Source organism: Leptolyngbya sp. Cla-17 (genome assembly GCF_016807185.1).
GTDB lineage: Bacteria > Cyanobacteriota > Cyanobacteriia > Leptolyngbyales > Leptolyngbyaceae > ULC077BIN1.
The window spans coordinates 374,402-389,260 of the sequence record NZ_JAEVYN010000002.1; the positions used below are offsets into that span (position 1 = coordinate 374,402).

General features: G+C 48.8%; 13 protein-coding genes. 7 read left to right on the forward strand and 6 right to left on the reverse strand.

Going from position 1 to position 14,859, the window contains the following annotated elements:
- The first annotated feature begins 45 nt into the window (after nt 1-45).
- The 3 genes from galE to JOY44_RS13005 all read left to right on the forward strand — a co-directional run bounded on the left by galE (nt 46) and on the right by JOY44_RS13005 (nt 2,060).
- On the forward strand, nt 46-1,041 hold the full coding sequence (gene galE / locus JOY44_RS12995) for a UDP-glucose 4-epimerase GalE (RefSeq protein ID WP_171574157.1): 996 nt from the start codon (nt 46-48) through the stop codon (nt 1,039-1,041).
- 113 nt (nt 1,042-1,154) lie between these two features.
- Nucleotides 1,155-1,649 carry a pentapeptide repeat-containing protein gene (locus tag JOY44_RS13000; RefSeq protein WP_197985284.1) on the forward strand — a complete coding sequence of 165 codons (495 nt, stop codon included), beginning with the start codon at nt 1,155-1,157 and terminating at the stop codon, nt 1,647-1,649.
- Between the two features lie 195 nt (nt 1,650-1,844).
- A complete protein-coding gene (locus JOY44_RS13005; RefSeq protein ID WP_171574158.1) occupies nt 1,845-2,060 on the forward strand; it encodes a hypothetical protein in 216 nt (71 codons plus the stop codon).
- A 52-nt stretch (nt 2,061-2,112) separates the two neighbouring features.
- Here JOY44_RS13005 and trmFO read toward each other — a convergent pair whose 3' ends face one another.
- A complete protein-coding gene (gene trmFO / locus JOY44_RS13010; RefSeq protein WP_203032024.1) occupies nt 2,113-3,495 on the reverse strand; it encodes an FADH(2)-oxidizing methylenetetrahydrofolate--tRNA-(uracil(54)-C(5))-methyltransferase TrmFO in 1,383 nt (460 codons plus the stop codon).
- Nucleotides 3,496-3,535: 40 nt separating this feature from the next.
- Entirely contained in the window at nt 3,536-5,338 is a 1,803-nt protein-coding gene (gene mrdA, locus JOY44_RS13015; protein ID WP_171574159.1) for a penicillin-binding protein 2, read from the reverse strand.
- 424 nt (nt 5,339-5,762) lie between these two features.
- Between mrdA and JOY44_RS13020 the strand changes: the two genes are divergently transcribed.
- The 4 genes from JOY44_RS13020 to JOY44_RS13035 all read left to right on the forward strand — a co-directional run bounded on the left by JOY44_RS13020 (nt 5,763) and on the right by JOY44_RS13035 (nt 9,963).
- Nucleotides 5,763-6,902: an ABC transporter ATP-binding protein gene (locus JOY44_RS13020; RefSeq protein ID WP_171574160.1), complete on the forward strand. Its 1,140-nt coding sequence runs from the start codon at nt 5,763-5,765 to the stop codon at nt 6,900-6,902.
- Nucleotides 6,903-6,990: 88 nt separating this feature from the next.
- Complete coding sequence (locus tag JOY44_RS13025; RefSeq protein WP_171574161.1) at nt 6,991-8,103, forward strand: ABC transporter substrate-binding protein; 1,113 nt, start codon at nt 6,991-6,993, stop codon at nt 8,101-8,103.
- 100 nt (nt 8,104-8,203) lie between these two features.
- A complete protein-coding gene (locus tag JOY44_RS13030; protein WP_171574162.1) occupies nt 8,204-9,139 on the forward strand; it encodes an ABC transporter permease in 936 nt (311 codons plus the stop codon).
- On the forward strand, nt 9,136-9,963 hold the full coding sequence (locus JOY44_RS13035) for an ABC transporter permease (protein WP_171574163.1): 828 nt from the start codon (nt 9,136-9,138) through the stop codon (nt 9,961-9,963). Before JOY44_RS13030 ends, JOY44_RS13035 begins: the two co-directional genes overlap by 4 nt.
- 59 nt (nt 9,964-10,022) lie before the next feature.
- Here the strand turns inward: JOY44_RS13035 and JOY44_RS13040 are convergent.
- The 4 genes from JOY44_RS13040 to JOY44_RS13055 form a co-directional block, all read right to left on the reverse strand.
- Nucleotides 10,023-10,852, reverse strand: a protein-coding gene (locus tag JOY44_RS13040; RefSeq protein WP_171572121.1) for an IS1 family transposase whose coding sequence is annotated in 2 segments (ribosomal slippage) — nt 10,023-10,508 and nt 10,511-10,852 — 828 coding nt in all. Because the reading frame shifts where the segments join, the coding sequence is not laid out codon by codon here.
- 116 nt (nt 10,853-10,968) lie between these two features.
- Nucleotides 10,969-11,940 carry a carbon dioxide-concentrating mechanism protein CcmK gene (locus JOY44_RS13045; protein ID WP_197985286.1) on the reverse strand — a complete coding sequence of 324 codons (972 nt, stop codon included), beginning with the start codon at nt 11,938-11,940 and terminating at the stop codon, nt 10,969-10,971.
- A 94-nt stretch (nt 11,941-12,034) separates the two neighbouring features.
- The gene (locus JOY44_RS13050) at nt 12,035-12,664 is read right to left on the reverse strand and encodes a hypothetical protein (protein WP_171574164.1); all 630 of its coding nucleotides are present in this window, start codon (nt 12,662-12,664) and stop codon (nt 12,035-12,037) included.
- A gap of 100 nt (nt 12,665-12,764) precedes the next feature.
- Entirely contained in the window at nt 12,765-14,852 is a 2,088-nt protein-coding gene (locus tag JOY44_RS13055) for a ribulose bisphosphate carboxylase small subunit (RefSeq protein ID WP_171574165.1), read from the reverse strand.
- Nucleotides 14,853-14,859 lie beyond the last annotated feature (7 nt).

Here is a 14,859-nt window from a genome sequence, read left to right on the forward strand (position 1 = left end):
TGAAGGGCTAGGCTGGTATGGAGTTAAAAGTAGGAAAAAAAGATCATGTCGCAACCAACGATCTTGGTAACGGGTGGAGCAGGTTACATTGGCTCCCATGCGGTGCTTGCTTTACAGCAAGCGGGCTATGAGGTGGTCGTGCTTGATAATCTTGCCTATGGACATCAAGATATTGCAAATGACGTGTTAAAGGTCAAGTTGGTGGTGGGTGATACCTGCGATCGTGCCCTGCTGGACAGCCTCTTTGCCACTCATGATATTGCAGCCGTGATGCATTTTGCTGCCTATACTTACGTTGGCGAATCGGTCACCGATCCAGCAAAATACTACCGCAACAACTTTGTGGGCACCCTAACGCTGCTCGAAGCGATGATGGCTGCTTCCATTAACAAGTTTGTCTTTTCTTCCACTTGTGCGACCTATGGCGTTCCTAAAGCCGTTCCCATTCCAGAAGATCATCCGCAAGACCCGATTAGCCCTTACGGGGTTAGCAAACTGATGATTGAGCAAGTGCTAAAAGATTTTGACAGCGCCTATCAATTTAAATCAGTTCGTTTTCGCTATTTCAATGCTGCGGGGGCTGATCCGGCAGGACAATTGGGCGAAGACCATGTTCCTGAAACCCATCTGATTCCGCTCGTGCTGCTGACTGCTTTGGGCAAACGAGATTCTATTTCTATTTTTGGCACCGATTACCCAACTCCAGACGGCACTTGCATTCGAGACTATATCCATGTAACTGATTTGGCAGCGGCTCATGTCTTAGGGTTAGAGTATTTGCTCAAAGGTGGCGACACGACAGCATTCAACTTGGGCAATGGCAACGGTTTTTCAGTGAAAGAGGTGATTGAAGCTGCCCGCCAGATTACCGGTCGCGAGATCAAAGCCGTGGAGTGCCCTCGCCGCCCTGGAGATCCACCGGCGCTAGTTGGCAGCAGCGATCGCGCTCGTAGCATCCTAGGTTGGAATCCTCAATATGCCGAAATCAATCAAATCATTGCCCATGCCTGGAATTGGCACCAAAAACGGCATAGCGACTAACGTTGCGAAGGCTCTCCGAAGGAGTTATGGCGATCGCGTGATGGGCGCAATCGAAATACACTTTAGAAGCATGGCAAATAGAAAGTAAGGCAGCGAGAAGTGAGGTCAAGACCATGCCTAAACGCAAGATCATCGTGTTTGTGGCGATTGGGATCTTGATGGGATTGAGTGTCATTGGCGTGACACAACTCGTGAAACGCTCTCTCTGGGAATCGCTAGAAGTACGCGTGGCATGGCTGATTGTGACTCGGTATTGTCCTAATTGCGATCTACAGGGCGTGCATTTGCCAAGAGCCAACTTGCAAAATGCCAATTTGCAAAACGCCAAATTAAACGGCACTAATCTCAGTGAAGCCAACTTACAGGGAGCGAACCTCACTCAAGTGAGCCTACAATACGCAGATCTCAGCCTCACTAACCTCGCTGATGCTAACTTATCGGGTGCCAATCTAGAAACAGCCGATCTGGTTGGCGCGGTTCTCTCTAAAGCCAATCTTCAAAACGCATCACTGAAACAAACGAGCTTACGATTTGCCGATTTAGACGCGGCTGATTTAACCGGAGCTACCCTCCTTCAAGCGGATTTGGATGGCGTTAGTGGACTGTAGCAATGCGGAGTGCTAGGTATGAAGTGCTAGGTGGGCACTAGTTAGTAGGTGCGGAGTGCGGAGGTTTGCGAAGGAGTGATTTCAAAACTCTAAGCTCTCAATTCCGAACTTTAGACTCCGAACTCCAAACTCCAAACTTTGCACTAAACCGTTCGCTATGTAACTGACAGATGCGGCTGAGTTTGAGAGGCTGCAATGATGAGATTCAATTCTTCAGTTAAATCTGCCGCGATCACAGGTGGAATTAGTATTTTGGCAGGGGGCATTGCCTTTGCTTATTGGAGCTTTGGCAATCATCCGACCTGCCTTCGCATGGTATCAGGCGGCACATTAGAAAGTGTTTATAGTACGGGCTGCGTCCATCCTCAACGGTATCGCCGATGGACACGTACCGCCCAGCGAGAATCATGATGAATTGTAGATGTGAGAGAGTGCCCCAGATTGCAATATCCGATCGCTCTGCTCAAATCGCCACTTCTAAACTTTCTCCCACTCGGTGCTGGCTCCAACGAGTGAGATCGGCAAACGAGCGATCGCGATATACACCGTAGCGTTCTTGTTTGTTGCGAATGCGATCGGGTAAGGCAGGCAGAATGCCAAAGTTTGGCGGCATCGGCTGAAAATGTTTTGGCGATGCAGAGCTAATAAACTCAAACAGCGCTCCAATCATCGTAGTCCCCGGTAAGACTAAGAGACTTTGCCCCAACGCTACTCTTGCTGCGTTAGTACCAGCGAGCCAGCCGCCAGCCGCTGCCGCCGTGTAGCCTTCGGTGCCCACTAACTGTCCTGCTGCAAGTAACGTTGAGCGCTGTTTAAATTGCAGAGTTGGATGCAGCAGCTCTGGCGCATTGATAAACGTATTGCGATGCATTACCCCCATCCGCACAAATTCCGCGTTTTCCAAACCAGGAATTAGCTTGAATACACGTTTCTGTTCGCTCCAGCGCAAGTTGGTTTGAAAACCAACCATATTCCACAATTGACCTGCTTTATCTTCTTGCCGCAGTTGCACCACTGCATAGGGACGCTTTGCCTTGTTTTCTGGTTCGCGAAAATCTCCCAAACGGGGATCAAACAAACCCACGGGCTTCAGCGGACCGTACCGCATGGTATCTTCACCGCGTCTTGCCATTTCTTCAATCGGCAAACAGGCTTCAAAAAACTTAGCGGTTTCTCGCTCAAAATCTTTTAGTTCTGCTTGTTCTGCCTGACAGAGTTCTTGCCAAAAGAGTAAATATTGTTCCCGATTCAGGGGGCAGTTCAGATATGCCGCTTCGCCACGGTCATACCGAGATGCTAAAAAAGCAAGATCATAGTTAATCGATTCGCCGACCACAATCGGGCTGGCTGCATCAAAAAAGCTCATGTAGTCCATGCCGGTGAAGCGATGCAAATCAGCCGCCAAATCGGGACTGGTCAAAGGTCCTGTAGTCAGGACAACAATACCATCCTCAGGAATCGATCGAACTTCGCCTCGACGCAGCTCAATTAAAGGATGATTTGCCAAGGTTTCAGTTAGGGTTTGGCTGAAGACCGCCCGATCAACCGCTAAGGCTCCCCCGGCAGGAACGGAATGGGTATCTGCGGTGGAAATCACGATCGATCCTAGCCGACGCAGTTCCTCATGCAACAGCCCAGAGGCGCGATCGCTTGCTTGCGCCCCGAAAGAATTGCTGCAAACCAACTCTGCCAAGTGCTGAGAGTGATGTGCGGGACTGAGCCGCTGAGGGCGCATTTCGTGCAGGATGACAGGCACACCCGCTTGCGCAACTTGCCACGCTGCCTCTGTTCCGGCTAATCCTCCACCAATCACATGAATGGGTTGCTGCATAACACTCGTCTCCATACTTCAACGGCTGACTATTTAATTACTGCCCTAAATTGGCTTACGGTTTGGGCAAAGGAGATCCTTTCTTCTTCAGATCAAAGTAGGCTTTTAGTACTTGCCGTACGATGGGCGCTCCTACAGAACCGCCACCACCACCCGATTTCTCAGCAAAGGCGACTACCACAATTTCAGGGGTATCCGAAGGAGCATAAGCACCAAACCAAGTATCCGAACCCCCCCCCACATCTTCGGAGGTGCCACTTTTGCCGGAAATTGCAGGTAAGCTTGGGTCGTATACTCCGCCTCCTGTACCGTAAGTTACGACTTCCCGCAAGCCGCTTTGGAGCTTTTGAGTGGTAGTTGGCAGCAGATTTAATGATTCACGCCAGTTTTTAGATTCTTCATTGTCCTTCAATAAATGCGGCTTCACTAAAAAACCGCCATTGGCAGGCACTGCAAACATCACAGCAACTTGCAGGGGTGAAGTCAGCAGATATCCCTGCCCAATCGACATATTGACGGTGTCGCCTAAAAACCAGCCTTCCTTCAATTCCTTCTGCTTCCAGGCCTCATCGGGCACCAAGCCGGGAGCCTCTTCGACCGCCAGCTCAATGCCAGTTTTGCGTCCAAATCCAAAGCGCCGCGTCCAGTCGATTAGGGTTTGGTCACCAATGGTCATTGCTACTTGGTAAAAGAAAGTATCACTGCTATGGGCGATCGCACCTGGAAAATCTAACGGCCCAAATCCTGCGCGGTTCCAATCGTTAAATTCAATGCCGCCAATCATGAGCGAAGGATAGGTTGGTAACACGGTGTCTGGGCTAAATTTGCCAGACTCCAGACCTGCTGCCGTGGTCACAATCTTAAACGTACTCGCGGGCTGAAAAGCTTGCAACGCCCGATTTACAAAGGGATGATCCGCACTCTGTAATTGCTCCCATTGGGCATCGGTAATGCGCGTTGAAAACAAATTAGGATCGAATGCAGGACGACTCACCATTGCTAAAACAGCCCCATTGCGAGGGTCAAGCGCCACGATCGCCCCTTTGCGATCGCCCAATGCCTGCTCCGCCACCTTTTGCAAATCCACATCCAGCGTCAGCGAAACATCTTGACCCGTTTTGGTAGCCTTCTGCCCCAAAATTCTCACCACCTGTCCTGCACCGTCCACCTCTACCTGCTGACCACCCCATTCTCCTCGCAGCAAACTTTCATACGCCAATTCAATGCCCATTTGCCCAGTCACATCCCCCAACCGATAGCCATCATCCTGACGCTGCTTCAGTTCTTCATCGCTAAGTTCGCCTGTGTAACCCAACACATGTGCTGCCAAATCTCCATTCGGGTAGTAGCGCACCGCTTCTGCATCCACCTGCACCCCTTCCAACTCAGCACTATATTCTGTTAAAGCCGTGACCTGCTCTGGACTAATGCCCCGAGCCACTCGCACCAAAAAAGGTGAATTATAACCTGCCTGGTCTAACCGCTCTAGTACCACTTTTTCAGGAATTTTGAGAACTTGAGCTAGGCGCTTAACCGTGCTCCCCCATACGGCTTTCTTGCGAGCCAAAGGCCACAAAAAAACCGAATGAGACAATCGGCTTCCCGCCAAAATCCGACCTTTGCGATCCAAAACTTTGCCCCGCTCAGGTTGCTTCGGAATCAGCCGAATGCGATTGTTTTCAGCTAATTTTCGGTTGGCAGCGCCGTCTAAAAGCTGCAAATATACCAAGCGACCACCTAAACCACCCAGCACTATTAGGGATGCGATCGCCATCAAAAAGATCGAGCGATAGCGCTGTCCCACAGTACGGTTTTCAGATTGAGTAGCCGTAGTAAAAGGCGATTGAGTTAGCGTCATGAACTAGCAATAGTAACAACTTGTTTACTTAGCAATTAAGACCAACTGAGTAAACGTAAACCTTAGCGCAAGAGATAATTGCCATTACAACGTATTACAAAAAATATTGACCCAGAGTGAAAGGTCCATCTTTGTTCACTTGCAATGCACAAAAATTAAATGACGCAATAAAAAGAAAAGTGCTAGTTGGTGACTCTTTTTGCGGGTTGGGCAACCTATAATCATTCAATCCAAAGAAATTTTGCAATTCCCCAGATTGATAGGATAGTTTACTTTGAGTACACATATGTCGAATTACAAGCTGGGTCGACTCAACCTAGCTTTGTGAAGAGAAGATAAGTGGACACGATAAACTAAATGTCTGCTTCAACACCTTATCAAAATTACGAGATGGGGATTGAACGCTTACAGGGAAATCTTCACTATGTCTCAGGCTGCGATCCAAAATCGAACCTTTACGACAGCTGACACCGAATTTGATGTCGAACTTCGTAAGGTCTTCAAAGTTTTCAATCATGAATCCGTTGTTCGCGGCGTTGATTTGGCTATTCGTCGTGGAGAATTTTTTAGCATCTTGGGACCCTCTGGGTGTGGCAAGACTACTACGCTACGTCTGATCGCAGGCTTTGAAACTCCATCTTCAGGCGAAGTTTTGATTCGAGGTCAGTTAGTCAACCGCGTACCGCCCTATCGTCGTCCAGTAAACACAGTTTTTCAAAGCTACGCCCTGTTTAGCCATCTCACCGTGTGGGAAAACATTGCTTTTGGGCTAAGGCTAAAAAAACAAAGCAAGGCAGAGGTGCAAATTCAGGTAGATGAAGCGTTAAAGCTGGTCAAAATGGATGGGTTTGCCAAGCGATTTCCAGCACAACTCTCTGGTGGACAACAGCAACGGGTGGCGTTGGCAAGAGCGTTAGTCAATCGCCCGGCTGTCCTGCTGTTAGACGAACCTCTAGGCGCATTAGATTTGAAGCTGCGGAAAGAAATGCAGGTCGAGCTATCAACTCTTCATCAGGAACTCGGCTTGACCTTTGTTATGGTGACTCATGATCAAGAAGAAGCAATGAGTCTGTCTGATCGCATTGCGGTCATGAATCAAGGCAATATCGAGCAGATTGATTCTCCAGAACGGATTTATGAACATCCCAAAACGCCATTTGTGGCGGATTTTATTGGAGACACCAACCTGTTTCACGGCAAGATTGAGGGATTTTCTGCTGATGCTCTGTGGCTGATTACTGATAACGGTTTGAAGATAAAAGCCAAGCCATCCAACTCTGGAGAAGCCCTCACTTCTGGGTCAGTTGTCATTAGTGTACGACCTGAAAAAATTCGCCTGAGCCTATCGCCCTTTGAGTATGAAGCTAACGCATTTGAAGGACGACTCCGCACGGTCATGTATCTGGGAACTCATGTTCATTATGTGGTTGAGTTAGCATCGGGCGATCGCCTGACCGTGATGCAGCCTAGCCTCTCCGGCGAATTGCCTGGAGAAGATACCCCGCTCTATCTGATGTGGGATGTTAACGATTGTCTAGCACTGTCGATGTCGGGAGCGCGGTAATAGGTGCCCGGTAATCAGGTTTCGGGGGCAGATAAGTAAGGATACGCTTCCCTCCCCCTTCTCGCCCTTAGCTTTTAGTTCCCACTTTATGCATCACTCTTTGTCCTCCAATCTCAGCCGTCGGCAGTTTTTGCAAACCGCGATCGCGTCAGCTTCTGGATTGGCCCTATCAGGCTGTGGCTGGACTTTGGCAGAAGTTCGCCCGGTCCAAGGGAAAACGGGCGTGGCTAACGAACTTTATATCTATACTTGGTCGAACTATATCGACAATGACTTGCTGCGGGAGTTTACTGCCCAAACTGGAATTAGGGTAATTGCCGATACTTTTGACGCGAATGAATCCATGCTGGCAACATTTCAGGCAGGTAAAGGATCTGTATACAGTGTTGTTTATCCGTCTGACTATTCCGTTGCCAAAATGCTCGACCTAAAACTGCTGAGGGAGTTAGAGCAGTCAAAGATTGCAGGCTTGGAGAACATTTTACCTAAGTTTCGTGCGTCCGCACACGACCCCGGCAATCGCCACCATGTGCCAATTAGTTGGGGCACCACTGGCTTAATCTACAACAGCGACAAGCTCAGTCCGCCTCCAGAAGATTGGAATTATCTTTGGGAAAACCAGGAAAAACTGAGTGGGCGGATCACGCTCTTAAACGATCTACGGGAAGTGTTTGGGGCAGCGCTGCGATCGCTGGGTTACTCTTACAATGCCACCAATCCCAACGAAATTCGGGAAGCATTTGAAAAACTGAAGGTGCTTAAACCTGCGATCACTAGTTTTACTACCGATGCATGGCGCGATCAACTCTTGGCGGGAGATTTAGTCATGGCAATGGGTTTTTCGGCTGACGGTGTGCTGGTTGCTCAGCAGAACCCAAAAATAAAATATGTTGTTCCACAAAGTGGCACCTCATTGTGGAGTGATGCGATGGTGATTCCTAAAAACGCACCCAATCAAGATGCTGCTTATGCCTGGATCAACTATATGTTGCAACCAGCGGTTGCCTCCCAAGTCGCCGAGCGTCTTTCTTTTGCCACTCCTAACAAAGCCGCCTTTGACCAACTTCCGGCTCCAGTCCGCAATAACGAAGCTTTATTTCCGCCAGATACTATTCTTCAAAACTCTCAGGGCATTGTGCCATTACCCCGTGCCACCGAAGAGCTTTATGAAAAATACTGGACAATTCTAACCAGTAGCTAAACAAACTTTTTGAGTTTAAGCTGACCGTCCTAATATTTCAATCTCTTCACTATTTAGCCCACTCACTATTGCCATTTCCCACTCGCCACGCACAGCTTCCATGACTTCCCCCCCCGCTCCGTTAGAACCCAGTCCCAAATCTGCACCCCAGTGGCTAGATTCCATCGCTCTATTGGCTCCCGCTGGAATTTGGCTAGGGTTGTTATTGGTGATTCCGACGCTATTAATTTTTCAATTGAGTTTGGTGCCAGGAATTCGCCCCGGACAAGTGGTCAATCCTTCGGGGTTAGAGAACTACCTGCAAATTTTTCAGGCTGTAGAGATTCGCCCTGCTACAAAAACTGAACCAGCCGTCACAGCTTTCGTCTATTTGAAGGTGATTTGGCGATCGCTTTCATTTGCGATTGGAACCACGTTTATGTGCCTGCTATTGGGCTTTCCTGTGGCATATTTCATCGCTATTACAGCACCAAAAAACTGGCGAAACCTGCTGCTTGTCGGTTTTGTATTGCCTTTGTGGACTTCTTCCCTACTACGCTCCTACGCCTGGATTACGATTCTCCGCCCAACAGGGGTGCTGAACAGTGTCCTCCTGGCAATTGGGCTACCTACTTTGACTATCCTCAATCGCCCCCCGGCTGTATACATTGGCATGACCTATAGCCTTCTACCTTATATGGTGCTTATTCTTTACGCCTCACTAGAAAAGCTGGATAGACGGTTATTGGAAGCTGCCGCTGATTTAGGAGCCACACCCATACAAGCGTTTTGGAAAGTGACCATTCCTCAAGTATTTCCGGGTATTGCTGCCGGATCGCTGTTGGTCTTCATTACTAGCATTGGCGATTTTATAGACCCAGAATTGTTGGGAGGCGCGTCTAGTATGACCTTGGCTCGATTGATCTATAACCAATTTTTAGGAGCTAGCCAAAACTGGGGTTTTGGTTCATCTCTCAGCATGATTATCATTTTGGCAGTGAGTATTTCTATTGCCTTGCTACTGAAATATGGAGATCGGAGTAGTGCAAATTTATGACTTTTTCTCAGCCCACTCGGTTTTCATTTCCTTGGCAAGCACTCTTCACCTTGCTGATGTTTGGTTTTATGTATCTGCCGATTATGGTGCTGGCGTTCTACAGCTTTAACGAGTCGCCTTATAGCGCTGGTTGGACTGGCTTTACGCTGAAGTGGTATCAAAAGTTTTTTGCCGATGAGCGAATTATTACGGCTCTCCGCACCAGTTTAATTGTGGCGCTATGTGCAGTGGCGATCGCAGCCGTACTGGGTACCCTGATGGCAGTCGGCTTATCGCGCTATCGTTTTCCGGGCAAAGGCATCTATCAAGGCGTTGTTTATCTGCCGCTGATCATTCCCGATATTGCGATCGCGGTTTCTACGCTGGTTTTCCTGGCAGCAGTTGCTATTCCTTTGAGTGGCGGCTTGATTCAACTCAGTCTTGGCACAATTGTGGCTGCCCATGTAGTATTTTGCATTTCTTATGTTGCGCTTGTCGTCTCCACTCGCCTAACCAACATCGATCCGCATTTGGAAGAAGCTGCCCTAGATTTGGGCGCCACGCCTTTTCAAGCCTTTATCCAGGTGTTGCTGCCAGAACTAACCCCGGCGATCGTGTCTGGTTGCCTCCTTGCTTTTGTCCTGAGCCTAGATGATTTCCTGATTGCCAGTTTTACTGCAGGTGGTGGCGCAAACACCCTACCAATGGAGATTTTTAGCCGCATCCGCACGGGAGTTAAACCCGATATCAATGCCCTCAGCGTCATCCTCATCCTAGTTTCTGGTTTCATCTTTGTGATTGCTGAATACTTTCGCTACCAAAGTGAACAAAGACGCTTGCAGTGATGCTGAGTTAGATAGGGCGGAGTACGGGATATAGAGAAATTTCGTAGGTTGGTAGTGCACTAAAGGATTGTGGGGTAGGTAACGACATCCTGCCAGGTCCAAGGCTGCTCAGCCAGTTTTGCTCGTTGAGCCGCAGTTGTTTTGAATCGACTATGCCGCCAAATCCAATTGAAATAGCTGACTACTAAGCGTGTTGTCACTTTCGTTTGCTCCCACCGTTTGCCGAACTTGTTTTGCCTGCGGTGCCATCGAGCAGTTTGTTGTCGGACGATGCCGTTGGTTCGCTCTAAGCGCTGCGTTTTGTCTTTGCCAACATAGTGCAGAATTTCAGGCGGAAGGACTCGTTCATAGCCTCCCCAGTCATCACTGTTCCACTGTTTGCAAGCCGTTTTTCCCTGTGTACTAATTACCAATTCCTCAATAAGTTCGTCTGTATGCTTGCCCACTCGTGCCGCTAAAATCAGTCCACTGGAGTCCGCTAAACTCAGACCTATCCAGCAGTCTCCCACTTCTAATTCATTGGAAAGACATTGCTTCTGTTTTTTTGCACGAAAGACCACATCTCATCCGCACTCACCTCTGCGGTTGCCACTTGCTTAACCTGGTCGTTATGAATTAGCTGAGCCTTGGCACTCGATGCCCGAACAATACTGACCACGGTGTTGTATGCCAAGCCTGTAATTCGGCTAATCCCTCGTAAGCTGCTGCCCTCACTATGAGCTTGTAGCACCTGCTGAACTTGTTCCGGACTCACTCGTCGCCAGTAGTACAGCGTGTCAAAGCTCTCACAGAAGGTTTGCTGGCAGTGAGGGCAGAAATAGCGTTGGTGTCCATTGGGCAGCTTGCCATGCTTATGACACTTAGGATGACCACAAAGTCGGCATTCCATAGCTTCTTGAGGGGAAAGAATTGATCCTACTTTACCAAGCCCACAATCCTTTAACGCACAATCCGTAGGTTTACACTAATAACCTCTTAACCCCATACTATTTATTTGTGGCAAAATTATTTGTGGCGAAAACGGTGGCGGAGATGTTTTGGGCGCACTTTATCAATCGCGGACGAAGCTGAATCGGCATCTGAAGTAGCACTAACGTCAAGAGTTGGGGCATCCGTTTCAAGCTCTAGCAGGGTATCGGGTGCTACTATATCCGGCAAAACTTCCACATTTATAAGTTCGACTTCCCTAGGTTCATCCGCGATCGGGTTAAACTCTGGCTCAGTTTGAATTGGCTCCAAGCGTTTTTGTTCAAGTGGTGCAGCCAAGGGCTGAGCTTCTGTCACCAATTCGGGCAGCGCCACCAATTCTTTTTCCGTTTCTTTCACCGTTAGCGGAATGCGGAGCGGTTGCACTTTCTCAATCCAACAACTTGCCAGCGGTAACGTTTGGTCTAGATCCTCCAGCGGTCGAGGAACTAGCATCACTGCGTGCAGTTCACCAATGCGCTCTGCCTCAATCATCCCCGCATCGAGCGCCATGGCTACATTTGCTACTGAACCCCTAATGATCGCCGTACAAAGTCCTGCGCCAATGGTTTCATAAGCAGCAAGCACTACATCCGCCGATTTCATCATGGCATCCGCTGCTCCTACCATTGCCGGAAAGCCGCGTGTTTCTAATAGTCCCACCGCTTGATTACTCAGTTTGCTATGCCCTCTTCCCGTAGCAAGCTGCGCCAATCGGTTGCCAATTGGCAGCACTACTTCCAGGTTTGGCATAGGGCGCGGTACGACTAAAGTTGAGAGTTTTTGCCCAAATTGTTGCGCTCGCTCAGCGCCTTCTTGCACGGCTAAGCGTACATCTGCCACCGAGCCTCGAACGATCGCGGTGCAATGACCACTACCAATTTTTTCATAGCCCACTAGCGTCACACCAGAAGACTTCAGCATATGATCGGCAATCCCCACAATGGCAGGAAAGCTCTGGGCAGAAACCAGACCCAATGCTGTATCAGTGAAATCTTCTCGGTTGCTCATGCGTGAAATGCGGATATCCGTTGGTATTCTTATCCTAACTGTAATTAGCAAAGAGAATCACTGAAACCACGTCCTTTGTCCCGCCGCTAACAGTCTAGTCATCCCAAGGATCTTCTGCACTCGAGAGCTGAGTAGACGAAGCTGCGGGCTGATTGATTATGTGATGGGGAAACATCTTTCCTAAAAGCTGATTAACATACCCTTGCCCACACACGTTCAGGCTTTGGGCCGGAGGAGCGGAGTGGTTTGCCAGAGGGGAAGCCGACAGTTGATTAGGATCTTGACTCGTTGATGACGGCTTCTTAATGGGTGCTGAGCCAGCAGGAGGAGAGAATCCAGCATCATTTGCCTGTAGTTCTTCTGGTGGACGGCTCGTATCTCCCAAAAGTGAACCCGGGGGCACTAATGCTCCCGATGCGACTGAACGATTAAGAATAGTTGAAGCAGCGCCGATACAGGCATTTCTGCCAATCGAAACTTGCCCAACTAGCAAAGCTTCCGCTCCAATATTTGCGCCTTCTCCAATCTCCAAAACGCCATTGGACGCATGAAGAATCGCGCCGATGCCAATGCAAGCTCCGGTTTTAATGACCACACGACTGTCAGGATCTGCCTGAATTAAAACACCGGGAGCAATCGCAACCCCTTCCTGAATCGTCACATCTCCACTGATGTAATAGTGAGATATGCTGATTGGTCGCAGTTGCAAAGATAGCAAAGACATAACCCCCCTTGATGAAGTCTGAAGTTTTGAGTTAAACCAATTTATTTTTTAACTCAAAACTCAAAACTCAAAACTAACCCCGCAGACTCTCAAATCATCACTAGCGACTGGTTGCTTGCTTACTGGGCTGTTGAATCACCTTCTCAACCACTCGGCGCTTTGCCTTAGGGTCAGTGCCAATTAACCGCACATATTCACCCCGATGCTGAGTCATGAATCCATCCAACGCCGCCATCACATCCGCCTCACGAGTTCCTTGCATCACAGTTCCGCCCTGCCAAGAACTGGTTTTGTAGCGGCGTTCATCGGCATACTCAGTGCTGATTTTTAGTCCTTGAGCCAATAAATGACGAACTTGTTCTGCGATCGCTCCGTCTTTTTGAGCACCATTGCTCGGACGGTAATTATGGGTTTGACCTGTGTGGGCAGAAGTTGAATGAGAAGAAGCTGAGGTTGCCGCCGCTCGATGGGGATCTGTAGGAGCTGCGCCACCTTTTCCATTAGGACGATGCACAATCATTTCCACCATCCGCTTTTTCGCTTTAGGATCAATCCCCACAAGCCGTACATAATCGCGGACGTGTTCTCTTAAAAACGATTCAACTTCTGCGATCGCCTCTGCTTCACGCCGAGCTTGGATCATCGGTGCATTCTGCCAAGAACTCGTCTTGTAGCGGCGTTCATCCGCAAACTCCACCCCAATTTGATAGCCCTGAGCAATCAATTGCCCCAACTGCTTCGACAAATCAGAACCTACACCGCTAGGAGAAGATCCGTAGGAAGACGCACTAGCAGCATGAGCAGAACTTTGAGCCACACCCGCGCCTTGATTAGAACCCTGAGATGTTTTTCCATCGGGGCGTTGGATAATCATCTCAGCCAACCGCCGCTTCGCCTTGGGGTCAATCCCAATCAACCGCACGTATTCACCTGCATGTTCACGAACACAGGCTTCTAAACCCGACAGCACATCGCTTTCTCGCGTTGATTGAATCGGAGAGCAACTTGTCCAAGAGCTTGTTTGAAATCGTCGTGTATCGGCATGTTCCATGCCAATTCGCGCACCCTGCATCAATAGCTTTCGCACTTGAGCCACCACCTCTGCTGCTAAACTGCCAGACTGAGATTGCCCATTATGAGTGCCAAAATTTGGTGCTGATTTAGAAGTCACATAGCTCTTTGTAGAATAGTCAGAATTGCCATGACCAGAACTAGAGGATGCTTGACCGGGCTGATCCTGAGGACGCTGAATAATCGTTTCAAGTACTCGCTTTTTCGCCCGTGGATCGATGCCAATCAGGCGCACATATTGCCCCGTATGTTCCGAAAGACAGGCTTGCAAACCTGCCACAATTTCTGATTCACGCGTTGTCTGAATTGGCGCGCAGCTTTTCCAAGAACCTGTTTGGAACTGTCGCTTATCCGCATGTTCTGTTCCGATTCGATACCCCTGCGCCAATAGTTGACGCACCTGACCCACGACATCTGTATCCATACTTCCTCCCTTTGTAAGACGGCTGTGAGATTCACCGCCCTCACCTGCCAAGTTAGTTGCGGTAGACTGGTTTTGCCTTTCTTGAAATGACGTTACAGGGGCAACACTTTCGGCAGAGTGATAACCCGAACGCAAAGCATCATTAACACCTATCACCTGAGTCACAAACTGTTTATCAGATTCCTGTACATTGGGTAGCTGATCTGCTTGCTGTTGGCTTGTGATTATAGAACCCGAAGGCACAAACTTCCCAGGTAGAATTTCTACATCCTGAACTAAAGCATGCATCATCACAATGCAGCCGCGTCCAATTCGAGCATTAAACACTGTTGAGCGAAACCCAACAAAACACCCATCTCCGATGTAGGCAGGTCCATGAACCAACGCCATATGAGAAATAGATGCATTTTGCCCAATCCAAACGGAATAAGCATTGCCATCATCTCCAACCACACGACCTTGCTCTAGCCCATGAATCATCACACCATCTTGAACCTTAGATCCTGTACCAATTCGGAACGAATTTCCTCTATCGGCTTGGATAGAAACACCTGGTGAAATCGCAACATTAGCACCAATCCGAACATCCCCTGTCACATTAGAGAATGAATGGATATGAGCTGTTTCATCAACCCGGTCATTAGGTAGGCTTGAACGAGATGTTAGAGCATCCGCATAACCACGGACTACCATAGAATCA